This is a genomic window from Pseudomonas sp. 50_B (genome assembly GCF_017491625.1).
Classification (GTDB): domain Bacteria; phylum Pseudomonadota; class Gammaproteobacteria; order Pseudomonadales; family Pseudomonadaceae; genus Aquipseudomonas; species Aquipseudomonas danubii.
The window spans coordinates 71,445-95,350 of sequence record NZ_JAFGYX010000003.1 but is presented as its reverse complement, the minus strand read 5'-3'; the positions used below and the strand labels follow the sequence as shown (position 1 = coordinate 95,350).

The following is a 23,906-nucleotide window of genomic DNA, read 5'->3' as shown; positions in this document are numbered from 1 at the left end:
TCAGCGGCAGACTCAGGACTCGGGGCAGCGATAGACATTGCCCGAAAGCGTCACGTTGGTTTGCTCCAGGCGATTATCCGAACCGGTCTGCCCTGCGCGTTGAGTGAGCAGGTAAACCCGGTTGCCCCCCAGCGCCGCGGCCTTGTTTTTCAGGTCGTTGCGGGCGCCGGTTTCGAGATTGGCGTTACCCGTGATACTGCCCAATAAAAAGTCGCCCTGACTGCCGGTGACATCACCAAGAAACTGGCATTCACGTCCCGGTTCGTTGTGGGTGATGCGCACATTGTTGGCCCCGGGTCCGGCTATTGAAGTGGGCGCGCAACCTGCCAGGACAAACAACGCGGCACACAGACCGATCCCCGTGAGCCTATGAGAGAGATACATCCGGATGATTCCTTTCGTGCATTTGGAGCGATACCCCGAGCGGAGAATCCTTCGGGGCGGTAGAGCGCGCAGTATCAAACTTTGCTGAAGCCGGAGTTGTATTAATCAGTGAATCTACAGTCAAAAAATGTAAAGACCGGTCGACGATTCGCCAGCTCCAGCGCCAGGATCATGAGCACCCGCCGGGTGTGCGCATGGTCCTGTCAGCCATGCCGCTCAGCAGGATTCGCGTTCTACCAGCGGGCACGCAACCCTGTGAATCGTCGGCTGTTCCCAGCGCTCGATGAGGTATTGCGCAGAACGCCGCCCCATTTCGTAATACGGCAACTGCACGGTACTGAGCGGCGGGTAGAACAGCTCGGCAACACCGATCATGTTGTCGTACCCCAGAACCGCCACGTCCTGCGGAATACGCAGACCGCGACTTAGCAAGTACTGGTAAGCCACCAAAGCGATGCGGTCGTTACCACAGATAAGAAGATCGAACGCTGGCGCTCCTTGCGACGCTTGCAATTGCGCCTCCAGCGCGGCGATCGTTTCCTGATAGGCGTCATCCTGGGACAGGCTGTATTGCGCAACATCGGCCACGGATATTCCAGCCTCAGTGAGGGCTCGACACAATCCAAGCTGGCGCTGCTCCCAGGCCAGGCTGGCTTGTGGCAGGTTGATGCACAACGGACTGCGGTAGCCACGCTTGAGCGCATGCCGCACAGCCTGATACTGGCCGTCGGCATCGTCAGGCACATAACAGGCCACCCCGGACTCCAGGCTCATGCAATTGCTCAGCACCAGCGGCAGGCTGCGCAACGCCGGGGGGATCTCGATGGTCCGCAGCTGCATGGCGCTGAAGATGATTCCGTCAGGCTGGTGGGACAGCATCAGGTCGATGGTCTGCTGGCTCGGCGGCACTTCGAACACGTTGAGGATGAAGACATTCCAGCCGTGTTCCCGGGCGGTGCGCTCCATGGACAGGAGCATTTCCACGGCGAAGGGCGTGGTGGCGGTATCCAGCGCGAAGACGCCAATGGTTTTGCTACGGGAAGCGCCGCCGCGGATCTGTCGGGCAGAAAGACTGGGGACATAACCCAGGGTCTCAACCGCTTGCAGAACCTTCGCCAGGGTTTCCTGATTGACTTTTTCCGGGGTATTGAGCGCCCTGGACACCGTCATCAAGGAAACCCCTGCGAGGTGCGCGACATCTTTAACTGAGGCCATTCGCAGGTGCCAATGCTTGTGTGGCCGGGCATCATGTCATGCTTGGCAAAAGCATGACAACACATCGCCAGACGTCGCGCGCCCATGGCCGATCAGCAGGGTCAGAGGCGCAGATCAGCCAGGTGCCAGACCGACGCATCGCCAAACCCAGCGCTGCCATTGACCGCAAACGCCATGACCGCCTGACTGTCCGGACGAGGATAGATCCGGCTGCTCAAGCTATAAGCGCCGTCATCGACAAACACCTCGATAGACGAACGATCAAGGAAAATCCGCAAGTCTATCCGCGTTTGTCCCTTGGCTATCGGCACGCTGCGCGCACCGCTCACCCCCACTCCCGAGTGTTGCCTGTCCAGCACCAGGCGGCGCGCCATCGCATCGAAATACACCAGGGTCCGCTCTTGCTGATCCTCACTGCAACGCAACGCCAGCCCAAAGCGCTCAGCAGTGCTGCCTGCCAGGTCCAGGGACAGTTCGAACTCCAGTAACGTCCCTCGCTCATCGAGCAGGCAATTGCCGGATTCGACCACGCCGATCGCCAGTGTCCGTTGCGACTGGCGTAGCGCCTTCAGCTCGCGGGCCGGCCGCATGCGCAGCCGTTCGCCATTACGGCTCAGTTCACGAGGCAGCGACAGCGCACCACACCAGTGCTGCGCCTGACTCGGCATCGGGCTCTCCCACATGTCCATCCAGGCCCACAACAGGCGGCGTCCGTCCGGCGCCAGCAGGGTCTGCGCCGCATAAAAATCGTGACCATGATCCAGTTCACGCGGCTCACCACACTCGCTGAAGTATCCACGGTCGTCCAGCAGGCCCATCCGATAGCTGTTCTGGAACTTGTTCCAGTTGTCATAACCGCTGGGCTTCAGGCCTTGAGGCGAATAGAGAAACACATCGTTGCCATCGAGTTCGAACAGGTCCGGACACTCCCACATGTAGCCGTCCGACTCGCGTCGCCCCTGCAGCGCGCACCTGAGGTACTTCCAGTGATGCAGATCGTCGGAGCAATAGAGCAGGAGCAGCGGGTCGTCGCCTTGGCGAGCGCCCAGGGCCATCCACCACTGCCCTGCTCGCCACCACACCTTGGGATCGCGAAAATGCATGATGCTCGGCTCAGGCGCCGCATCGATCACCGCCCCGTGCTTGCTGAACGAAACGCCATCGATGCTGCTGGCCAGGCACTGGACCTGACGAATGTGCCGCTCATCACCCGGCGCACCCAGCCAGGTATGCCCGGTGTAGATCAGGTACAGCCTGTCGTCCGCGACCACCGCAGATCCTGAAAAGCAGCCATCGCGGTCATAGGCGTCGCCAGGCGCCAGCGCGATGGGCAGATGCTCCCAGTGCACCAGGTCGCGGCTCTTGGCATGCCCCCAGTGCATCGGCCCCCACTTGGCCGAATAGGGATGATGTTGGTAGAACACATGGTACTCACCGCGAAAAAACACCAGGCCGTTCGGGTCATTCATCCATCCTGCCGGCGGCGCCAGGTGATAGGCCAGGCGATAATCATCCTCCCGCTCGGGCAGTTTTTTTTCGATAGCGCGATGCGCTTGCTCTAACAGTGCAGCGTGCATGGCCGGTTCCTGTCTAGGGTTCATAACGAAGGGCAGATTGAGCGATGGCAGGCAGCTCCGGCGAATCGCCAGGCCGGTCTTGAGCGGCGCCGCGCACGGGGTCCTTGCGCAACAAGGTCCATGACAGCAACAGGCAAACGCCGACCAGGCCTGCCATCAGCACGTAGACGCTGGAGAAACCGAGATGGTCGTAGCCGTAGCCCACCAGCGGCGATAGCAGCATGGCGGTCAATTGCTGGGCGAACTGGAATCCCACCAGGTAGATCGAGGCGGACAGCCGAGAGTCGAAGTTCAGCGAAATGTATTTGAATATCGAGACCAGCAAGATGGGCACTTCCAAGGCGTGCAACATCTTGCAGGCAGCGATAGCCCAGGCCTGCGTTGCCATCCCGGAGCCAAGGATGCGCACAAACATGATGCTGCCGGCCAGGATCAGCCCGTATTTGGCGCCTGTGCGGCTGACCACCCAGGGTGCAAACAGCATCAAGACCGCCTCGACCAGCACCTGAGACGAGTTCAGGTAACCATAGGCGCGGGTGCCCTCCTCCGGGGTCGGGAAAAACGAGGAGAAATACACCGGAAACTGTTGCTCGTAGATCATGTAGATCCCGCACACCCCTGTCAGGTACAGGCTGAAAGCCCAGAATCGCGGGAGTGTCAGCAACTTCCAGAGATCGTTCAGGCGCACGGGGTGGGCAACGCTGCCCGCCTGCGCAGCCGGCGGGTTCAAACGGTCAAGGTCCAGGCGGGACAGGATCAGCAGGAACACGACGCCGGCGGCGCTGCTCATGTAAAACGCAATGTCAGGATCAATGTTGAACACCACGCCGACCACGCCGGTCGCGCTGGCCCAGCCCAACGACCCCCACATTCGGGTGGTTCCAAACTCGAACCCCGCATGACGTGACAAACGCTCGGTGTAGGACTCGATTACCCCCACGCCTGCCAGCATCGCCAGCGCCAGAAACGCCGCACCGACCAAGGCGCCGAGCACCACGTTCTGCGCCAACAGGCCGGCGTAGACATAAATGGCAAACGGCGCCGCGGCGCAGAGCAAGATGCCAATCCATACCAACAGTTTTTTGGACAGTCCGAGGCGGTCTTGAAGAGCGCCGTAGAAGGGCTGAACCAGCAACGCCGCAATGGCGTTGGCGGCGAAAATGAACCCGGTTTCCGTGCCATTCAAGCCAATGACTCGATGCAGCCAGATAGAGAACAGCGAGTAGCTGGATGACCACGAAAAGAAGAAGAAAAACAATAAACCACTGATAAGCCAGTACTCGCGTTTGGCGGCAAGCTGCATGTGACGACCCTCTTGTTCTTATCTAGGTTAACGTTAACATTGCGACATATTACGCGTCTTCAAACCCTTCGCTGTCAAGTGGAGTCATCTGCAAAAAGCGCTCAACACGCCCCGCATGACCCGCAGAAGGTCCCTGCGCGACAGGCGCCTGCGAGCCGTTCAAACAATCTCTGCAATGCCCGAATACAAAGACAGGAGGGCCTGTTCGCCGACAGCTGCCCCCTGCCCCGGCGGGCAATGTTGCGTATGCGACAACAATCAATTGCATACCAGGGGATTGATAGCACCCTAACGAAAGGTGCAGGCTAGAGGGCTCGCTTGGGGCTTATATCATTCCGAATAATAGTTACCTTCGCTTCATTCGATTCGTGAGATACCACCCTGCCGAGCATCATCCGCCCATCTCAAATTACCTTGGCGGATGAACCATGGACCAGTCAGTCAAACTCTTGCGTTACCCCTTAGCCGCCCTCGCCGTTCTGGTCATGAGTGCCTGCGGCAAAGCCCCGGAAACCGCCTCCACCCCGCCCGCTGCCAAGGTCAGTGTGGCCAAGGTGCTGGAGCAGCCGGTCAACGAATGGGATGAGTTCACCGGACGCCTGGAAGCCCCGGAAACCGTGGAAATCCGGCCACGGGTCTCGGGCCAGATCGATCAGGTGGCGTTCACCGAAGGCGCCCTGGTGAAGAAAGGCGACCTGCTGTTCCAGATCGACCCGCGCCCCTTCCAGGCTGAAGTCCGCCGCCTCGAAGCCCAGCTGCAGCAAGCCCGGGCCACCGCCACCCGCAGCGCCAACGAAGCCCAGCGCGGCCAGCGCCTGCTGACCAGCAACGCGATTTCCGCCGAGCTGGCCGACACCCGCAGCAGCGCCGCCCAGGAAGCCCGGGCCGGCGTCGATGCGATCCAGGCTCAACTGGACCTGGCCAAGCTCAACCTGAGCTTTACCCGGGTAGTGGCCCCCATCAGCGGTCGCGTCAGCCGCGCACAGATCACCGCCGGCAACCTGGTGACCGCCGATGTCACCGCGCTCACCAGCCTGGTGTCCACGGACAAGGTCTACGCCTACTTCGACGCCGACGAACGCGTGTACCTCAAGTACACCCAGCTCGCCCGCCAGGGCCAGCGCGGCCAGACCACCCCGGTGTACCTGGGCCTGTCCAATGAAGAAGGCCACCCGCACCTGGGCCAGATGAACTTCGTCGACAACCAGGTCAACCCCAAGACCGGCACCATCCGCGGCCGCGCGGTGTTCGACAACCGTGACGGCAGCTACACCCCGGGCCTGTATGCGCGCCTGAAACTGGTGGGCAGCGGCACCTACTCGGCGATGCTGATCAATGACGAAGCCGTGGGCACCGACCTGGGCAAGAAGTTCGTGCTGGTGATGGACGCCGACAACAAGCCGGCCTACCGCGCCGTGGAGCTGGGGCCGAAGATCGAGGGCCTGCGCATCGTGCGCAACGGGCTGAGCAAGGACGACACCATCATCGTCAAGGGCTTGCAGCGGGCACGTCCCGGTGCCCCGGTCACGCCTGAAGTGATCCCCATGGCCAGCCAGGAAACCCTCGCCGCCCTGGCCCAACAACGCCAAGCACTGGAAGCCAGCAACCTGCCGCAGGTCACCCCTGCCAAGGCGGCTCCGGCTGTGAAACTCGCCGCTGCGACACCGCGCGGTTAAGGGACGACTCTCAAGATGAATTTTTCCCAGTTCTTCATTTCAAGGCCGATCTTCGCCGCGGTGCTGTCGCTGCTGATCCTGATCGCCGGCGCCATCTCGCTGTTCCAACTGCCCATCAGCGAATACCCGGAAGTGGTGCCACCCACCGTGGTGGTACGCGCCAACTTCCCGGGGGCCAACCCGAAAGTCATCGGTGAAACCGTGGCCGCGCCGCTGGAACAGGCGATCACCGGGGTCGAGAACATGCTCTACATGTCCTCGCAATCCACCGCCGACGGCAAGATCACCCTGACCATCACCTTCGCCCTGGGCACCGACCTGGACAACGCCCAGGTGCAGGTGCAGAACCGCGTGACCCGCACCCAGCCCAAGCTGCCGGAAGAAGTGACGCGCATCGGCATCACCGTGGACAAGGCCTCTCCGGACCTGACCATGGTGGTCCACCTGACCTCGCCGGACCAACGCTACGACATGCTCTACCTGTCCAACTACGCCCTGCTCAACATCAAGGATGAGCTGGCGCGCCTGGGCGGCGTGGGCGATGTGCAACTGTTCGGCATGGGCGACTACTCGCTGCGGGTCTGGCTCGATCCGAACAAGACCGCTTCGCGCAACCTGACCGCCACCGACGTGGTCACCGCGATCCGCGAACAGAACCGCCAGGTCGCCGCCGGTGCCCTGGGCGCTCCGCCTGCGCCCAGCGCCACCAGCTTCCAGCTGTCGGTCAACACCCAGGGCCGACTGGTCACCGAGGAAGAGTTCGAGAACATCATCATTCGCTCAGGCGAAGACGGTGAGATCACTCGCCTGAAAGACATCGCCCGCATCGAACTGGGCTCGAGCCAGTATGCCCTGCGCTCCCTGCTCAACAACCAGCCGGCAGTGGCGATCCCGATCTTCCAGCGCCCGGGCTCCAACGCCATCGAGATCTCCAACGAAGTGCGGGCCAAGATGGCCGAACTCAAGCAGAACTTCCCGCAGGGCATGGACTTCAGCATCGTCTACGACCCGACCATCTTCGTCCGCGGCTCCATCGAAGCGGTGGTGCACACCCTGTTCGAAGCGCTGATCCTGGTGGTGCTGGTGGTGATCCTGTTCCTGCAGACCTGGCGCGCCTCGATCATCCCGCTGGTGGCCGTACCGGTGTCGCTGATCGGCACCTTCGCGGTCATGCACCTGTTCGGTTTCTCCCTCAATGCCCTGTCGCTGTTCGGCCTGGTGCTGGCCATCGGTATCGTGGTGGACGACGCCATCGTGGTGGTGGAGAACGTCGAACGGAACATCGGCCTGGGACTGAACCCGGTGGAGGCCACCCAGCGCGCCATGCGTGAAGTGACCGGCCCGATCATCGCCACCGCCCTGGTGCTGTGTGCGGTGTTCGTACCGGCGGCCTTCATCAGCGGCCTGACCGGGCAGTTCTACAAGCAGTTCGCCCTGACCATCGCGATTTCCACGGTGATCTCGGCCTTCAACTCCCTGACCCTGTCGCCGGCCCTGGCCGCGGTACTGCTCAAGGAACACCATGCGCCCAAGGACCGCTTCTCGAAGATCCTCGACAAGCTGCTGGGGGGCTGGCTGTTCAAGCCGTTCAACCGCTTCTTCGACCGGGCCAGTCATGGCTACGTCGGCACCGTACGCCGAGTCATCCGCGGCAGCGGTATCGCCCTGTTCCTCTATGCCGGCCTGATGGTGCTGACCTGGTTCGGCTTCGCCCACACCCCGACCGGTTTCGTGCCGGCCCAGGACAAGCAGTACCTGGTGGCCTTCGCCCAACTGCCGGACGCGGCGAGCCTGGACCGCACCGAAGACGTGATCAAGCGCATGTCCGACATCGCCCTCAAGCAACCCGGTGTGGAAAGCGCGGTGGCCTTCCCCGGCCTGTCGATCAACGGCTTCACCAACAGCCCGAACAACGGCATCGTCTTCGTCACCTTGAAGCCCTTCGATGAGCGCAAGGACCCGAGCATGTCAGCCGGTGCCATCGCCGGTGCCCTGAACGGCAAATACGCCGATATCCAGGACGCCTACATGGCGATCTTCCCACCGCCGCCGGTACAGGGCCTGGGAACCATTGGCGGCTTCCGCCTGCAAGTGGAAGACCGCAGCGGGCTGGGTTACGACGAGCTGTATAAAGAAGTGCAGAACGTCATCACCAAGAGCCGCAGCGTGCCGGAACTGGCCGGGCTGTTCACCAGCTACCAGGTCAACGTGCCTCAGGTGGATGCGGCCATCGACCGGGAAAAGGCCAAGACCCACGGCGTGGCGATTTCCGACATCTTCGACACCCTGCAGATCTACCTGGGTTCGCTGTATGCCAACGACTTCAACCGCTTTGGCCGCACCTATCAGGTCAACGTCCAGGCCGAGCAGCAGTTCCGTCTCGAGCCCGAACAGATCGGCCAGCTGAAAGTGCGCAACAACAAGGGCGAGATGATCCCCCTGGCGACCTTCATCAAGGTCAGCGACACCGCCGGTCCCGACCGCGTGATGCACTACAACGGCTTCGTCACCGCGGAAATCAACGGTGCGGCCGCCCCGGGCTACAGCTCCGGGCAGGCGGAAGCGGCGATCGAGAAACTGCTCAAGGAAGAACTGCCCAATGGCATGACCTACGAATGGACCGAGTTGACCTACCAGCAGATCCTCGCCGGTAACACCGCCCTGTTCGTCTTCCCGCTCTGCGTGCTGCTGGCCTTCCTGGTACTGGCCGCGCAATACGAGAGCTGGAGCCTGCCGCTGGCGGTGATCCTGATCGTGCCGATGACCCTGCTGTCGGCGATTACCGGGGTGATCATCTCCGGTGGCGACAACAACATCTTCACCCAGATCGGCCTGATCGTACTGGTGGGCCTGGCCTGCAAGAACGCGATCCTGATCGTCGAGTTCGCCAAGGACAAGCAAGAGGAAGGCCTCGATCCGCTGGCGGCGGTACTGGAAGCCTGCCGCCTGCGTCTGCGGCCGATCCTGATGACCTCCTTCGCCTTCATCATGGGCGTGGTGCCCCTGGTGATCTCCAGCGGCGCCGGTGCGGAAATGCGTCATGCCATGGGCGTCGCCGTGTTCTCCGGGATGCTCGGGGTGACCTTCTTCGGCCTGCTGCTGACCCCAGTGTTCTATGTCCTGATCCGCAATTATGTGGAGCGCAGCGAGGCCCGCAAAGCCGCCCGCGCCCTGCAACTGGAGACGCAACAATGAGTGCCAAAGTCTTCCTGCCGAGCCTGCTGGTGCTGGCCCTGAGTGCCTGCGCCGTCGGTCCGGACTACCAGAGCCCAACCACCGAGGCGGCGCACATCAGCGCCGCCACCGATGGCGCTGCGGGCCAGAAGAACTTCGACCGCGCACGCTTCGAAGGCATCTGGTGGCAACAGTTCGATGACCCGACCCTCAACCAGCTGGTGAGCAAATCCTTGCAGGGCAACCGTGAACTGCGGGTGGCCTTCGCCCGCCTGCGGGCCGCCCGGGCAATTCGCGATGACGCCAGCAATGACGCCATGCCCACCATCACCAGCCGCGCCAGCAGCGACCAAGCCAAGGGGCAGATTCCGGGGCAGACCACCAAGCGGGTCAAAAGCGAGCGCTACGACCTGGGCCTGGACATGGCCTGGGAGCTGGACCTGTTCGGCCGCATCCAGCGCAACCTGGAAGCCACCGACGCCGACCAGCAAGCCGCCGAGGCCGACCTGTATCAGTTGCAAGTGACCATGATCGCCGAGCTGGTGGACGCCTACGGCCAGCTGCGCGGCGCGCAACTGCGGGAAAAGATCGCCCTGGCCAACCTGGACAACCAGCAGGCCTCGCGCAAGATCACCGAAAGCCTGCGCGACGCCGGGGTCGGCGACCAGCTCGACGTGGTCCGCGCCGATGCCCGCCTGGCTTCGGTGGAAGCCAGCGTGCCGCAGCTGCAGGCCGAGCAGACCCGCCAGCGCAACCGCATCGCCACCCTGCTGGGTGAGCGTCCGGACCAGCTCAGCGTCGACCTCTCGCCGGCGCAACTACCGGCGATTGCCAAGGCCCTGCCGATTGGCGACCCGGGCGAGCTGCTGCAACGCCGGCCGGACATTCTCAGCGCCGAACGCCAGCTGGCGGCGGCCACCGCACGGATTGGCGTGGCCAAGGCCGACCTGTTTCCACGGGTCAGCCTCAGCGGCTTCCTCGGCTTCACCGCCGGACGCGGTTCACAGATCGGCTCCTCGGCGGCCAGTGCCTGGGCCCTGGGTCCGAGCATCACCTGGGCGGCCTTTGACCTGGGCAGCGTGCGGGCCCGCCTGCGGGGTGCCGACGCCAATGCCGACGGCGCCCTGGCCAGCTACGAGCAGCAAGTACTGCTGGCCCTGGAAGAATCGGAAAACGCCTTCAGCGATTACGGCAAGCGCCAGCAACGGCTGATCTCGCTGATTCGCCAGAGCGAGTCCAGCCGTGCCGCCGCGGACCTGGCCGAGATCCGCTACCGCGAAGGCACCGTGGACTTCCTGGTGCTGCTGGACGCCCAGCGTGAACGGCTGGCGGCCGAAGATGCCCAGGCCCAGGCCGAAGTCGACCTGTACCGCGGCATTGTCGCCATCTACAAGGCCCTGGGCGGTGGCTGGCAACCGGAGACGCTGGCCAGCCAGTAAGGATTTGCAACGAGCTCCTTTGGTTGGCCGCAACCAACCAATGTTTAGCCCCGTGGATCATTCGGTCGCGGGGCTTTTTTTTGCCACGACATCGCCAAGCAAGGTCCTGCGGACCTTCGCGCAGCCTCGCCGCAGGCTCGACAGCGGCTACACAACTCCCTGTAGCCACTGCCGCAGGCCGCTCAAGGCTCCGCGGGCAATCGTCAAGCAAGGTCCTGCGGACCTTTTCGCAGCCTCGCCGAGGGCTCGACAGCGGCTACACAGCTCCCTGTAGCCGCTGCCGCAGGCTGCGAACGGCCCGAAGGGACGCCAGGATCGCAAGGCCGCTCAAGACTCCGCGGGCAATCGTCAGGCAAGGTCCTGCGGACCTTTTCGCAGCCTCGCCGCAGGCTCGACAGCGGCTACACAACTCCCTGTAGCCGCTGCCGCAGGCTGCGAACGGCCCGAAGGGACGCCAGGATCGCAAAGCCGCTCAAGACTCCGCGGGCAATCGTCAGACAAGGTCCTGCGGACCTTTTCGCAGCCTCGCCGAGGGCTCGACAGCGGCTACACAGCTCCCTGTAGCCGCTGCCGCAGGCTGCGAACGGCCCGAAGGGACGCCAGGATCGCAAAGCCGCTCAAGACTCCGCGGGCAATCGTCAGGCAAGGTCCTGCGGACCTTTTCGCAGCCTCGCCGAGGGCTCGACAGCGGCTACAGGGTCGTTGGCCGATAGAGGCAATCGATCATTCGGTCGATCATTGCGATTGGACAGCCCTACAGCGCGCTCCTACTCTTCACTCGCCGCGTAATCGCCCTGGCCTCAGCCCTCATGATCGTCCGCCCCAAGCCCAACCTGATCAGCATCCTCTTTGCCCTCAAGGGCTCGATCGCCAAGCGCATTGCCTTGCGCTGCGTGCTGATCACCCTGCTGGCGTCGGTCATCGTCCTGGTGGAAACCCTGCAGCCCACCTATTTCTCCAAGGTCAATGCCACGCCCTTCACCCTGCTGGGCCTGTCGCTGTCGATCTTCATGAGTTTTCGCAACAACGCCTGCTACGACCGCTGGTGGGAAGGCCGCAAGCAGTTGGGGCAGTTGATCATCGAGGTCCGTTCGCTGATCCGCGAAAGCCTGATCATCGACGCTCATCCTCAACGCGAGGGCCTGCTGCGCGACCTCTGCGGCTTCGCCCACAGCCTGATTGCCCGCCTGCGCCATGAAGACGAAGCCCGCGCCCTGCAACCCTGGGCCCAGGCCGACATCGACCCGCAGCACCCCAACCTCACCGATGCCCAGTTGCAACGCATCGGCCAGCGCTGCTCGCAGTGGGCGCAGCAGGGGCTGATCAGTGAATGGCGCTACACCCAGATGGAAACCCGCCTGGTCAGCCTGAGCCTGGTCCAGGCCACCTGCGAACGCATCCAGAACACCCCGCTGCCCTTCCCCTACACCTTGCTGCTGCACCGCACCATCTACCTGTTCTGCATCCTCCTGCCATTTGCCATGGCCGAGCCCCTGGGCTGGCTGACGCCGATCTTCACCGCCATCGTCAGCTACACCTTCCTGGGCCTCGACGAAATCGGCAATGACCTCGAAGACCCCTTTGGCTACGACGACAACGATCTGCCGTGCAACGCTCTATTGCGCGGTTTGGAGCGTGAGGTCCTGGCCGCGCTGGGGCACCGGGACCTGCCGCCGCCACTGCAACCCCAGGAATACGTACTGACCTGATCCCGGGTTTGACTCAGGCCCATTCCTGACCGAAGCTTGCGCCTTCCAAAAGTCGCCAGCTTCCGGATTCCTGCATGCCCCTGCCCCGTCGCTATCTGCTGATCAGCCTGTTGCTCGTTATCGCCCTGGCCCTGGCCTGGACCTTTCTGCGCAGCAGCCCGCCAGCGGTTCCCGAGGCGATCAAGCATGGCTACGGCCCGGCCCTGGAGAAAGCCCGCAACGGCCAGCCGGGCGCAGCACGGGTGCTGTACCAGCAACTGGCGCGCCCCGACCTCAATGACCAGCAGCGCACCCGCCTGCTGGCGGTATTGCCCAACTACCCCAGCCCCCAGGCCCTGAAGCTGGCGGACGCCGATCTCTATCATCCCTCGCCCGAGGTGCGCAAAGCCGCGATCGAGAGCGTGCTGGGCCTGGTTCCCAGTGGCCAGCGCAGCTTGCTGCTCGGCCCCTTGCTCGACGATCACGAGCAAAGCGTGCGCTTTGCCGCGGTAGACGCCCTGCTCGGCCTGAGCCCGGATGACCAGGGCCTGTACTTCGGCCCACTGCAGCAGGTGATCGACGAATACACCCAGGTGCTCAAGACCCGGGGTGATGACGTCGAGGCCCAATACCAACTGGCCCGCCTATACCTGCACAACGCCAACCTGAGCAAGGCCCAGCAGACCCTGGAACAAGCCCTGCGCCTGGCACCGGACAACCTGCAAGCGGTGGTGCTGCAGATCGAAGTGCTGGACAAGCAAGGCCAGAGCGACGCCGCCCGCCAGTTGCTGGCCAAGCAACTGCAGGCCCAGCAAGACTCCGCCTACCTGCAACATGCCCTGGGGCTCTGGCTGCTGCACCACGGCCAGGGCGAATTTGCCCTGCTGGGCCTGTCACGGGCGGTGGAACTGGAACCCAACAACGCCGCCTACCGCTACGACCTGGCCACCACCCTGCACAGCCAGCAGGAGCTGGAGGCGGCGCAGAAGCAACTGGAGGAAATCGTCCAGCGCCAGCCTTACAACCGCAAGGCGCGGGTGCTGCTGATCAACTATTGGAAAGAGAGCGGCCAGTTGCAGAACGTCCAGGTGTTGCTGGCCCAGCTGGAACAGCAGAACCCCGACGACCCGGCCCTGCAGCAGGGCCTGTAGCCGCTGCCGAGCCCGCGAGGCTGCGAAAAGGCCCGCAGGGCCTTGCCTGGCGATCCCCAGCCAAACCTTTACCGCCCTCAAGATCCTCGCGCCTGCTGCGTCGGAATACCGCCCAAGCCGTTCGCAGCCTGCGGCAGCGGCTACAAGAGCCCGCACAAAACCTGTAGCCGCTGCCGAGCCCGCGAGGCTGCGAAAAGGCCCGCAGGGCCTTGCCTGGCGATCCCCAGCCAAACCTTTGCCGCCCTCAAGATCCCCGCGCCTGCTGCGTCGGAATGCCGCCCAAGCCGTTCGCAGCCTGCGGCAGCGGCTACACAACAAAAGGTTGAACCGTGGCAACGGCAGACGGTCAAGTGATTTATCAGCGATATCAAGGCGTTCGTCGCCATCGCCGATCACCTGGACCCATATGTGCGAGGGCATTGTTTGTCGACCTCATCTGCGTTGCTCAGCGAAAAAGCCGCCACTGGCGTCGAAGGCCTGGACGATATTCTCTCTGGAGGATTATCACGCAGCCATGTATTCCTGCTGGAAGGCGAACCCGGCACCGGCAAGACCACCGTGGCCTTGCATTTTCTGCGTGCCGGCGCCCTGGCCGGTGAGCGCTGCCTGTACATCACCCTCTCGGAAACCGAGCGCGAACTGCGCCAGGGCGCCCAGTCCCACGGCTGGCAGCTGGACCACAACATCCACATCTTCGAGCTGACCCCACCGGAAAGCCTGCTCAACGCCGAGCACCAGCAAAGCCTGCTGTATTCCTCGGACCTGGAGCTGGGGGAAGCCACCCGGCAGATCTTCGACGTGGTGGAACGGGTCAAGCCGACGCGGGTGGTGCTCGACAGCCTCTCGGAAATCCGCCTGCTGGCCCAGAGTTCCCTGCGCTACCGGCGACAGATCCTGGCGATCAAGCACTACTTCGTGCGCTATGACGCCACCGTGCTGCTACTGGACGACCTGACCACCGAATCCCTGGACAAGACCGTGCACAGCGTGGCCCACGGGGTGATCCGCCTGGAAGAGCTGACCCCCAGCTACGGCGCCGAGCGCCGGCGCGTCCGGGTGGTGAAATACCGTGGCCAGAAGTACCGCGGCGGCTTCCATGATTTCACCATCATGGGCGACGGGGTCCATGTCTTCCCAAGGCTGGTGGCTGCCGAACACCGCGGCCGCAACGAGCGCCTGACCCTGACAAGCGGCATTGCGGAAATGGACGCGCTCCTGGGAGGCGGCATCGAAAGCGGTTCCAGCACCCTGATCCTCGGCCCCGCCGGTACCGGCAAATCGCTTATTTCGATGATCTTCGCCGCGGCCGCAGTAGCCCGGGGCGAGAAAGCCGCGCTGTTCATCTTCGACGAAGAGCTGGGGCTGCTGTTGGAACGCATGCGCAACATGGGCATCGACCTGGAGGCCCTGCAAGCCACAGGCAACCTGGTGATCGAGCAAGTGGACGCCGCAGAACTGTCCCCGGGGGAACTGTCCTACCGGGTCCGGCGCTGTGTCGACCAGCAACGGATCAAGACCGTGGTGATCGACAGCATCAACGGCTACCAGGCGGCCATGCCCGAGGAAAACGCCCTGGTGCTGCACATGCACGAACTGCTGCTGTACCTCAACCGCCAGGGCGCCGCGACCTTCATGACCGTGGCCCAGCATGGCCTGGTGGGCGACATGCAGGCCCCGGTGGACATCACCTACCTGGCGGACACCGTGGTCCTGCTGCGCTACTTCGAGGCCCTGGGCAAGGTGCGTCGGGCCATCTCCATCATCAAGAAACGCACCGGCAGCCACGAGTCCACCATCCGTGAGTACCGCATCGGCGCTCGCGGCTTGACCATCGGCGAACCCCTGGAAGCCTTCCAGGGCGTACTGCGAGGCGTGCCCACCTACCTGGGCGAAAGCAAACCGCTGCTGCGGGACGAGGGGCGATGACCCAGGACCTGGCATTTTCCGAACGCGCCCTGGTGCTCACACCCCACGGCCGTGACAGCCAGCTGGCGCAGATGATGCTCAACGAGGCGGGATTTCGCAGTCTGATCTGCCCGGACCTGCCGGCCCTGTGCGCAGAGCTGGAGCACGGCGCCGGGCTGGTGATCATCGCCGCCGAGGCTTTGCGCGGGGTCGACCTGGCCCCCCTGCTGCGCCATCTGCAACAACAACCGGCCTGGTCCGACCTGCCCATCGTGCTGCTGACCCAGCACGGCGGTCCGGAGCAGAACCCGGCCTCAGGCTTCAGCGTGCCCCTGGGCAACGTCAGTTTCCTCGAACGGCCCTTCCATCCGGCCACCCTGATCAGCCTGGTCAGCGCCGCCCTGCGCGGACGCCGTCGCCAATACGAAGCCCGGGACCGGCTGATCGACCTGAGCCAGAGCGAACTGCGCCTGCAATGCACCCTGGAAACCCTGGAACAGCAGGTGCAGGAGCGCACCGCGCAACTGCGGCACAACGAGGAAGCCCTGCGCCAGTCGCAAAAGATGGAAGCCGTGGGCCAGCTCACTGGCGGCATCGCCCATGACTTCAACAACATGCTCACCGGCATCATCGGCAGCCTGGAGCTGCTGCGCCGGCGCCTGGCCCGGGGCCGCACCGAAGACCTGGACCGACTGATCGACCTGGGGGTCACCTCGGCCAATCGCGCCGCCGGCCTGACCCATCGCCTGCTGGCCTTCTCCCGGCGCCAGTCGCTGGACTCCAAGCCAGTGGAAATGAATGCCCTGGTGACGTCCATGGGCGAACTGCTGCAACGCAGCCTCAGCGAAAGCATCCAGCTGGACATGCAGCTGTGCCCGCAACTGTGGGTCGCCGAGGCCGACCCCAACCAGTTGGAAAGCACCCTGCTCAATCTGGTCCTCAACGCCCGGGATGCCATGCCCAATGGCGGCCGGCTGCTGGTGGAAACCCTCAATCAGCACCTGGGCCCGGACTTCACCCAGGCCCACGACAACCTCGAACCCGGCGACTACGTGCTACTGAGAGTCAGCGACAACGGCTGCGGCATGCCCGACGCCATCATCCATCGGGTGTTCGACCCCTTCTTCACCACCAAGCCCATCGGCCAGGGCACCGGGCTCGGGCTGTCGATGATCTATGGCTTCAGCAAGCAGTCCCACGGCCACGTGTCCCTCAACAGCACCCTGGGCCGGGGCACCGAGGTCAGCCTGTACCTGCCGCGCTATCGGGGCAGTGCGCAGCTGGATGAACAGCCGCTGGAGCAACAGTCGGGCACCGCGCAGAACGGCGAGACGGTGCTGATCGTCGAGGATGATCCGGCGGTCCGGCTGCTGGTCAGCGCGGTACTCGGCGAGCTGGGCTACGCCTTTGTCGAAGCCGGCGACGCCCGCAGCGCCATGCCGATCCTCGATTCGGGGCAACGCATCGACCTATTGATCAGCGATGTGGGCTTGCCGGGCATGAACGGCCGGCAACTGGCGGAGATCGGGCGGCAGATCCGCCCGCAACTGAAAGTCCTGTTCATCACCGGCTACGCCGAGCACGCCGCCGCCCGGGGCGGCTTCCTCGACCCCGGCATGCAACTGATCACCAAGCCCTTCACCTTCGACCTGCTGACCGCCAAGGTGCAGGAGATGATCCGCGACTGAGGAGCGGCTCAAGCCAGCAGTTGCTGGATCTGCTCCTGCAGGCTGTTGAGGTCGAAGGGCTTGGCCAGGATCGGTGCCTTGCGGGTGATGGGGCTGCCGCATTCGAGGATTTCGTTGGGATAGCCGCTGATGAAAATCACCTTGAGGTCCGGACGCAGCTTCACCGCCGGTTCAGCGATCATTACCCCGGTAATGCCGCCAGGCAGCCGGTAGTCGGTGATCATCACATCCAGGTGCGGCTTGCTGGCCAGGATCTCGAACGCCTGCTCGCCATTTTCCGCTTGGAGTACCCGGTAGCCCAGGCCCGACAGATAGTCGGCCAGCAGCATTAGGATGACGGGTTCATCTTCGACGATCAGTACGACGTCTTGTGCATCTTCACTCATGGAAAACCTTTGCTCGATCAATTGCTGCCCCTTCGACCATTGGGTCACGCAGAGGTTGCGTGAGCATTACGCTTTTAGTCATTCGTCGGTCGCCGACAAGGGCAGGCTCACGCGAAACAGCGCGCCCTCGCCGATCCGGCTTTCAACACTGATGGTGCCGCCATGGGCAGTGACGATCTGCTCGGAAATAAACAGCCCAAGCCCAAGGCCCGCCGCCACGTGGCTGGCACTGACCCGCTCGAACTGCTGGAAAATTCGCTTCTGGTTCTCTTCGCTGATGCCAATCCCATGATCGCGCACCTCGACCCGGGCCTCGCCGTCCTGGGCATAGACCCGGACTTGGATGGGGCTCTTGGCGCCGTAGCGCAAGGCATTGGTCAGCAGATTGGAAATCACCTGTTCGATGCGGAATTCGTCCCAGTGGCCTTGCAACGGCTGCTCGGCTTCCAGGCTCAGGGACGATTGCGCAGCTTCCACCTGGGGCGCGAAGTTCTCCACCAATCCGCGTACCAACTGCGCCAGGTCAAACCGGGACGGGCGGATCGATAGCTTGCCAGTGCGAATCCGCGAGATGTCCAGCATGTCTTCGATCAGGCGGATCAGGCTTTTGATCTGGCGCTCGTCGCGATCCACCATGGCGTGCATCTTGTCCAGGCTGAAGGCGGCAGCGTTCTCCCGGGCCAGGTGCATCTTGCGCAGCTGGGTTTCCAGGATCAGGCCGTTGAGGGGCGTGCGCACTTCATGGGCGACGATGGACATGAAGTCATCGCGCATGCGCACCGCCTGCTCCAACTCGTTCTGGGTGGCCTGAAGCTTGTTGAGCAACACCTCCTGCTCACGCCGGCTCTGCTCCAGGGCCTCGACCTGCTGCTTCATGGCCTTGCTCTGGCGGTACAGGTCGACGAACACATTGACCTTGCTCTTGACCGCGTGGATGTCCAGGGGCTTGTGCAGGAAGTCCACCGCCCCGCTCTCGTAGCCCTTGAAGGCGTAGTTGAGCTCGCGTCCGGCGGCACTGACGAAAACGATGGGAATGTGCTTGGTCTTCTCGGTGCCGCGCATCAACTCGGCCAGCTCGAAGCCATTCATGCCTGGCATCTGTACATCGAGGATGGCCATGGCGAACTCATGCTGGAGCAGCAGCGACAAGGCCTCGTCGGCCGACAGCGCCTTGTACACCAGGCGGTCCTCGCGCTTGATCAGCGCTTCCAGGGCCAGCAGGTTCTCCGGCAGATCGTCGACGATCAGCAGCTTGGCTTGAATAGTACTTAACATGCGATTCGTTCCAGCTCGGCAAGCAGACGGCTGATGCCGCGCAAAGGGAGAATGTAATCCGGTTGCTGCAGGGCCAGGGCTGCTTCCGGCATGGCGGGGACACTGGCTTCGCCGGGGTCCTGGACGATGGTCAGCCCGCCCTGGCGCTTGACCTCGACCAGGCCCTGGGCGCCGTCCTGATTGGCCCCGGTCAGCAGCACCGCCACGAGGTGCTCCCCGTAGGCATCAGCGGCGGACTCGAACAGGTAATCGATGGCCGGCCGCGAGTGATGCAGGCGCTCCTCCTGGCTCAGGGACAGGGTGCGGTCCTGCTCCACCGACAGGTGATAACCGGGGGCGGCGAAGTACAGGGTGCCCGCAACGATCGCTTCCTTGTCGTCGGCCTCCTTCACCCTCAGCGCCAGGCGCCGGTCGAAGACGTCGGCCAATTGGCTGCGACGCTCGTCGGGCAGGTGCAGGACCACGATCACCGGCAGGCTGAAACTGGCGCTGAACTCATTGAACAGGCTCAACAAGGCCTCGACGCCCCCCGCGGAGGCGCCTACTACGACAGCCTCGATCCGAGGCCGGCGATGCGGCGCGACACTTTCCTGGCTCATGTCTTGCGGTAGATCCGTTCTTGTTTGACCAAGGGTTCGAAATGCTTGCCATAGGCGGAAAATTCCAGGGTTTCCTTGCTGCCCAGCACCAGGAAACCACGGTGGCAGAGCGACTCATGGAACAGCCCAAAGGCCCGATCCTGCAGCTTTTTATTGAAGTAAATCAATACGTTACGACACGAAATTAATTGAGTTTCCGAGAATACACTGTCGGTCGCCAGGCTGTGATCGGCAAAGGTCACGTTCTCGCGCAGGGTCTTGTCGAAGATCGCGTAGTCGTAGGCGGCGGTGTAGTAGTCGGCAAAGGAACGCTGGCCACCGGCCTGCTGGTAGTTGTGGGTGTAGGCCCGCACGTTCTCCAGGGAGAAGATGCCCTGCTTGGCCTTCTCCAGGGAGCTGGGGTTGATGTCGGTGGCGTAGATGATGGTGCGTTCCAGCAGCCCCTCTTCGCGCAGCAGGATGGCCATGGAGTAGACCTCTTCCCCGGTGCTGCAACCAGCGATCCAGATCTTGATCGACGGGTAGGTCTTGAGCAGCGGCACCACCTCCTGGCGGATCGCCAGGAAGTGCGATGGGTCGCGAAACATCTCGCTCACCGGAATGGTCAGGAACTGCAGCAATTGCATGAACGCCGTCGGGTCGTGCAACACCCGCTCCTGCAGCGCGGAAATGGTCTTGCACTCGAACTGACGCAAAGCGTGGTTGACCCGGCGCTTGATCGAAGCACCGGAGTAGTCGCGGAAGTCGTAGCTGTATTTGAGATAAATAGCTTCGATCAGCAAACGCAGTTCGATCTCGGTATTGCGCTCCACTAAATTCTTTCCATCTTCGGTAGCCACACGCGGATAAGGGAAAACAGCCGGTCAAGGTCGATGGGCTTGGCCAGGTAGTCGTTGGAACCGGCCTGCAGGCAGCGCTCCTGGTCGTCCTTCATGGCCTTGGCGGTCACGGCGATGATCGGCAGCTTGCGCCAGCGCGGGTCCTTGCGGATCTGCACCGTGGCTTCGAAACCGTCCATCTCCGGCATCATCACGTCCATCAGCACCAGGTCGATATCTTCGACTTCATTGAGTCTGGCAATGGCCTCATGGCCGTTACGGCCGATCACCACCACCGCGCCCTTGTGTTCCAGGGCGCTGGTCAAGGCAAAGATGTTGCGCACGTCATCGTCCACCAGGAGGATCTTGCGCCCCTCGAAGACCTTGTCACGGCTGCGGGCGGTCTTGAGCATCTTCTGCCGCTCATGGGACAACTGGGATTCGACTTTGTGCAGAAACAACGTCACTTCATCCAGCAGGCGCTCCGGCGAGCGGGCGCCCTTGATGATGATCGAACGGGAATACTTGCGCAGCTCGGTCTCTTCATCCCGGGTCAGGTTGCGCCCGGTATAGACGATCACCGGCGGGAAGGAGCAGATGTCCTCGGTGGACATGCGCTTGAGCAGGTCGTTGCCGAGCATGTCTGGCAGCTTGAGGTCGATGACCATGCAGTCGTAGACATTCTCGCGCAGCAGGTCCAGGGCATCCTGGGCCAGGCCCACGGCGGTGATCTCGATATCGTCGTCGCCGATCAGCCGGGCAATGCTGTCGCGTTGCAGGTCGTCGTCCTCCACCAGCAGCACGCGCTTGACCTTCTGCGTCAGCTTGGCTTCCAGGCGGGCGAAGACATCCTTGAGTTCCTCGCGGGTGGTGGGTTTCACCGCGTAGCCCACGGCGCCCATGTGCATGGCCGCTTCCACCCGGTCTTCCACCGAGATCACGTGCACCGGGATGTGCCGGGTCTGGGCATGTTCCTTGAGGCGTTGGAGCACAGTCAGGCCGGAATGGTCGGGCAGGCGCATGTCCAGCAGGATGGCGTCCGGGATGTACTGCTCGGCCAGGCTGTAGCCCTCGTCGGCGCCATGGGCCACCAGGCAGTGGTAACCCAGTTCGTGGGCCAGATCGAAGAGGATATGCGCAAAATTCGGCTCATCTTCCACCACCAGGATGCAGCGGCTGCTGAATGGTGCCTTGTCCCGGTCATCGGCAAAGCGCGGGATCTCACTGCCAGGCCCTTCAGCCACCGGCAACGGCGCACTGGGTGCAACAGGCGCCGCCACCGGCATCATTGCAGGCGCTGGCGCCAGCACCGGTTCGGCCGCCTCGCTGTACTGCTCTGGCAGCACCAGCGTGAAAATGCTGCCCTGCCCCGGCTCACTGCTGACGCTGATGGAGCCCCCCAGCAAGGTCGCCAGATCCCGGGAGATCGACAGCCCCAGGCCAGTGCCGCCATAACGCCGGTTGGTGGTGCCGTCGGCCTGGCGGAAGGCTTCGAAAATGCTTTCCTGCTGGTCCTGGGCGATGCCGATCCCCGAATCCTGCACGACAAAGGCGATACCGCCCCCCGGCTGAGCACCAACGCTCAGGCTGACCTGGCCCCTTTCGGTGAACTTGACCGCGTTGGACAGCAGGTTCTTGAGTATCTGTTCGACCCGCTGGCGATCCGTGAACAGCCTCTGTGGCGCCCCCGGTTGCAGCTCCACCTTGAAGGCCAGGCCCTTGTCCGCGGTCAACGGCTGGAACAGGCTGCGCAGGCCGTCCACCAGGCGCGGCACGCTGGCATTTTCCGGACGCACTTCGAGCTTGCCCGCCTCGACCTTGGAGATATCCAGGATGTCATTGATCAGGTTCAGCAGGTCGTTGCCGGCGGAATAGATCGACTCGGCGAACTTGACCTGCTCGGCAGTGAGGTTCTCCTGGGGGTTCTCCGCCAGCAACTTGGCCAGGATCAGCGAACTGTTGAGCGGTGTGCGCAGTTCGTGGGACATGTTGGCGAGGAATTCGGACTTGTACTTGCTGGAGCGCTGCAGTTCTTCGGCGCGCTCTTCAAGCTGGGTCTGCGCCTCGTTCAGCTCGCTGTTCTTGCGGTCCATGGCGTCGCGCTGCTCGGCGAGGATCTGCGCCTGCTCGGCCAACTGTTCGTTGGTCTGTTCCAGTTCCACCTGCTGCGTCTCCAGGTGCACCTGGGACTCCTTGAGAATCCGCGACTGCTCCTCCAACTCCTCGTTGGCGGTCTTCAACTCTTCCTGCTGCACCTGCAACTCTTCGTTGAGCTGCTGGGTTTCGGCCAGCACTTCCTGAAGGCGCTGGCGGTAGCGCGCAGCTTCGATGGAGGTGCCGATATTGCCGGCAATCAGCTCCAGCAACTCCACATCGCGATCGCTCAGCGCCCGCAGGAAGCCCAGCTCGATCACGCCATTGACCCGGTCGTCATCACGGGTCGGCACCACCAGCACGCTGCGCGGCGCGCCCTCGCCCAGGCCGGAGCTGACCTTGAAGTAATCCGCCGGCACATCGTCCAGGCGGATCAGGCGCTTGTGCTGCGCGGCCTGGCCCACCAGACCCTCATCGCCATACAGCGACTGCTCTTGCTGCTCCAGCTCCCGGGAAAATCCATAAGAAGCCACACGCTTGAGGCCGCCGTGATCTTCACGGACATACAGCGCCGCCACCGGTGTCCCCAGGTAATGGGCGCAGAACTGGAGGATATTGCGCCCCAGCAGGTTCAGGGTCAGTTGGCCGAGCATCTGTTCGGCCAGTTCGGTCTGGCCGTTGCGCAGCCAGGCCTGCTGTTCCAGGCGCCGGGCGCTGTTTTCCTGGGCCTCGAGGTTGTCGCTGTAGCTTTTGGACAGCGCCAGCAGATCCCGACGCCCGACATAGGCCAGCAAGCCGCTGATGCCCACCACGAACAACAGGTACAGGATCACGCTGAAAATGGTCGTGCGGCTGACGCTCTCATTGCGTTCCAGGCGCAACTGCTGCTCCATGACCACCGCATCCTCGTATTCCTTGCGGATCTCGTCGGTCAGGCGCTTGCCCCGCCCGGCCTGCACCGCGCCACGGTAGTCGCCGTTCTGCCGACGCAGCTCGATCATGCTCTGGGAGAAGTTGTTCCACTCCAGCTGCAGGGCTTCCAGGCGCTTGAGGCGGTCGACCTGCTGCGGGTTGTCGGCGACCAGATCACGCAGCCCATTGAGCTCGCTGAGGATGCGTGGCTTGGCCACTTCATAAGGGTCGAGGAAATGCTCATCGCCGGTGATCAGGAAACCGCGCATGCCGGTTTCCAGGTCGATGGTCAGGCGCGCCGCCTCATTGAGATTGTTGATCACCCGGTCAGTGTGCTGCACCCACTGGATGACCGAGAGCAGATAGGTGATCAGGGACACGAAAAAAACCGCGCTGAGCACGCCTACACCGAGGGGCAGGCTGATGTTGCGGGTCAGCAGCTTGCGAAAACTCTGTTCATCAACCGATGACGGACGGATCATTTGATGGACCTTGGCGCAGGAAAAAAAACGAAGTTTGCCCCACATTCGGCCATCGCAGCTATTTTTTATAACCCACGGGTTCACAACTGCGATTGGACCTGCCCTGGGACAAGGGAAGCGGTTATTCTTGCCGGCGCTTG

Annotated in this window: 16 protein-coding genes; 7 read left to right on the top strand and 9 right to left on the bottom strand. The window is 63.0% G+C overall.

Translation table 11 applies throughout. The features are described 5' to 3' along the window. Positions 1 to 12: 12 nt before the first annotated feature. The 4 genes from J5M73_RS05840 to J5M73_RS05825 all read right to left on the bottom strand — a co-directional run bounded on the left by J5M73_RS05840 (position 13) and on the right by J5M73_RS05825 (position 4,479). Complete coding sequence (locus J5M73_RS05840) at positions 13 to 384, bottom strand: DUF4156 domain-containing protein (RefSeq protein WP_102865173.1); 372 nt, start codon at positions 382 to 384, stop codon at positions 13 to 15. Positions 385 to 600: 216 nt separating this feature from the next. After that, positions 601 to 1,599 carry a LacI family DNA-binding transcriptional regulator gene (locus J5M73_RS05835; RefSeq protein ID WP_102865174.1) on the bottom strand — a complete coding sequence of 333 codons (999 nt, stop codon included), beginning with the start codon at positions 1,597 to 1,599 and terminating at the stop codon, positions 601 to 603. 101 nt (positions 1,600 to 1,700) lie between these two features. Next, positions 1,701 to 3,176: a glycoside hydrolase family 32 protein gene (locus J5M73_RS05830; RefSeq protein ID WP_102865175.1), complete on the bottom strand. Its 1,476-nt coding sequence runs from the start codon at positions 3,174 to 3,176 to the stop codon at positions 1,701 to 1,703. Between the two features lie 13 nt (positions 3,177 to 3,189). Continuing rightward, the gene (locus tag J5M73_RS05825; protein ID WP_102865176.1) at positions 3,190 to 4,479 is read right to left on the bottom strand and encodes an MFS transporter; all 1,290 of its coding nucleotides are present in this window, start codon (positions 4,477 to 4,479) and stop codon (positions 3,190 to 3,192) included. Positions 4,480 to 4,907: 428 nt separating this feature from the next. Between J5M73_RS05825 and mexE the strand changes: the two genes are divergently transcribed. From mexE to J5M73_RS05790, 7 genes are all read left to right on the top strand, one after another. Continuing rightward, the gene (gene mexE / locus J5M73_RS05820) at positions 4,908 to 6,155 is read left to right on the top strand and encodes a multidrug efflux RND transporter periplasmic adaptor subunit MexE (protein ID WP_102865177.1); all 1,248 of its coding nucleotides are present in this window, start codon (positions 4,908 to 4,910) and stop codon (positions 6,153 to 6,155) included. 15 nt (positions 6,156 to 6,170) lie between these two features. Beyond that, positions 6,171 to 9,350: an efflux RND transporter permease subunit gene (locus J5M73_RS05815; protein ID WP_102865178.1), complete on the top strand. Its 3,180-nt coding sequence runs from the start codon at positions 6,171 to 6,173 to the stop codon at positions 9,348 to 9,350. Then, positions 9,347 to 10,768, top strand: a complete 1,422-nt coding sequence (locus J5M73_RS05810) for a TolC family protein (protein WP_102865179.1) — start codon at positions 9,347 to 9,349, stop codon at positions 10,766 to 10,768. Before J5M73_RS05815 ends, J5M73_RS05810 begins: the two co-directional genes overlap by 4 nt. A gap of 809 nt (positions 10,769 to 11,577) precedes the next feature. After that, the gene (locus J5M73_RS05805; protein ID WP_207815095.1) at positions 11,578 to 12,477 is read left to right on the top strand and encodes a bestrophin family protein; all 900 of its coding nucleotides are present in this window, start codon (positions 11,578 to 11,580) and stop codon (positions 12,475 to 12,477) included. Between the two features lie 74 nt (positions 12,478 to 12,551). Then, entirely contained in the window at positions 12,552 to 13,607 is a 1,056-nt protein-coding gene (locus J5M73_RS05800) for a HEAT repeat domain-containing protein (protein WP_102865181.1), read from the top strand. Positions 13,608 to 14,030: 423 nt separating this feature from the next. Beyond that, complete coding sequence (locus J5M73_RS05795; protein ID WP_102879594.1) at positions 14,031 to 15,533, top strand: ATPase domain-containing protein; 1,503 nt, start codon at positions 14,031 to 14,033, stop codon at positions 15,531 to 15,533. Further along, positions 15,530 to 17,200, top strand: a complete 1,671-nt coding sequence (locus J5M73_RS05790; RefSeq protein WP_207815093.1) for a response regulator — start codon at positions 15,530 to 15,532, stop codon at positions 17,198 to 17,200. The genes J5M73_RS05795 and J5M73_RS05790 overlap by 4 nt, the downstream gene beginning before the upstream one ends. Positions 17,201 to 17,208: 8 nt before the next feature. On the opposite strand, the gene J5M73_RS05785 is transcribed toward J5M73_RS05790, so the two are convergent. From J5M73_RS05785 to J5M73_RS05765, 5 genes are all read right to left on the bottom strand, one after another. Then, positions 17,209 to 17,586 (bottom strand): response regulator, encoded by a 378-nt coding sequence (locus J5M73_RS05785; RefSeq protein WP_011061530.1) that lies wholly within the window; start codon positions 17,584 to 17,586, stop codon positions 17,209 to 17,211. 78 nt (positions 17,587 to 17,664) lie between these two features. Next, positions 17,665 to 18,861: a hybrid sensor histidine kinase/response regulator gene (locus J5M73_RS05780; RefSeq protein WP_102865184.1), complete on the bottom strand. Its 1,197-nt coding sequence runs from the start codon at positions 18,859 to 18,861 to the stop codon at positions 17,665 to 17,667. Continuing rightward, the gene (locus tag J5M73_RS05775) at positions 18,855 to 19,460 is read right to left on the bottom strand and encodes a chemotaxis protein CheB (protein ID WP_207815091.1); all 606 of its coding nucleotides are present in this window, start codon (positions 19,458 to 19,460) and stop codon (positions 18,855 to 18,857) included. Before J5M73_RS05775 ends, J5M73_RS05780 begins: the two co-directional genes overlap by 7 nt. Beyond that, positions 19,457 to 20,272 (bottom strand): protein-glutamate O-methyltransferase CheR, encoded by an 816-nt coding sequence (locus tag J5M73_RS05770; protein ID WP_016964143.1) that lies wholly within the window; start codon positions 20,270 to 20,272, stop codon positions 19,457 to 19,459. The genes J5M73_RS05775 and J5M73_RS05770 overlap by 4 nt, the downstream gene beginning before the upstream one ends. After that, the gene (locus J5M73_RS05765; RefSeq protein WP_207167827.1) at positions 20,272 to 23,766 is read right to left on the bottom strand and encodes a response regulator; all 3,495 of its coding nucleotides are present in this window, start codon (positions 23,764 to 23,766) and stop codon (positions 20,272 to 20,274) included. The genes J5M73_RS05770 and J5M73_RS05765 overlap by 1 nt, the downstream gene beginning before the upstream one ends. Between the last annotated feature and the right edge of the window lie 140 nt (positions 23,767 to 23,906).

Bases quoted from the DNA above. Each gene is read 5' to 3' on its own strand.
- J5M73_RS05800 (WP_102865181.1), top strand. From the start codon at position 12,552: ATGCCCCTGCCCCGTCGCTATCTGCTGATCAGCCTGTTGCTCGTTATC.
- J5M73_RS05825 (WP_102865176.1), bottom strand. From the start codon at position 4,479: ATGCAGCTTGCCGCCAAACGCGAGTACTGGCTTATCAGTGGTTTATTG.
- J5M73_RS05765 (WP_207167827.1), bottom strand. From the start codon at position 23,766: ATGATCCGTCCGTCATCGGTTGATGAACAGAGTTTTCGCAAGCTGCTG.
- J5M73_RS05775 (WP_207815091.1), bottom strand. From the start codon at position 19,460: ATGAGCCAGGAAAGTGTCGCGCCGCATCGCCGGCCTCGGATCGAGGCT.
- J5M73_RS05835 (WP_102865174.1), bottom strand. From the start codon at position 1,599: ATGGCCTCAGTTAAAGATGTCGCGCACCTCGCAGGGGTTTCCTTGATG.
- J5M73_RS05785 (WP_011061530.1), bottom strand. From the start codon at position 17,586: ATGAGTGAAGATGCACAAGACGTCGTACTGATCGTCGAAGATGAACCC.
- J5M73_RS05810 (WP_102865179.1), top strand. From the start codon at position 9,347: ATGAGTGCCAAAGTCTTCCTGCCGAGCCTGCTGGTGCTGGCCCTGAGT.
- J5M73_RS05830 (WP_102865175.1), bottom strand. From the start codon at position 3,176: ATGCACGCTGCACTGTTAGAGCAAGCGCATCGCGCTATCGAAAAAAAA.
- J5M73_RS05840 (WP_102865173.1), bottom strand. From the start codon at position 384: ATGTATCTCTCTCATAGGCTCACGGGGATCGGTCTGTGTGCCGCGTTG.
- mexE (WP_102865177.1), top strand. From the start codon at position 4,908: ATGGACCAGTCAGTCAAACTCTTGCGTTACCCCTTAGCCGCCCTCGCC.
- J5M73_RS05815 (WP_102865178.1), top strand. From the start codon at position 6,171: ATGAATTTTTCCCAGTTCTTCATTTCAAGGCCGATCTTCGCCGCGGTG.
- J5M73_RS05790 (WP_207815093.1), top strand. From the start codon at position 15,530: ATGACCCAGGACCTGGCATTTTCCGAACGCGCCCTGGTGCTCACACCC.
- J5M73_RS05805 (WP_207815095.1), top strand. From the start codon at position 11,578: ATGATCGTCCGCCCCAAGCCCAACCTGATCAGCATCCTCTTTGCCCTC.
- J5M73_RS05780 (WP_102865184.1), bottom strand. From the start codon at position 18,861: ATGTTAAGTACTATTCAAGCCAAGCTGCTGATCGTCGACGATCTGCCG.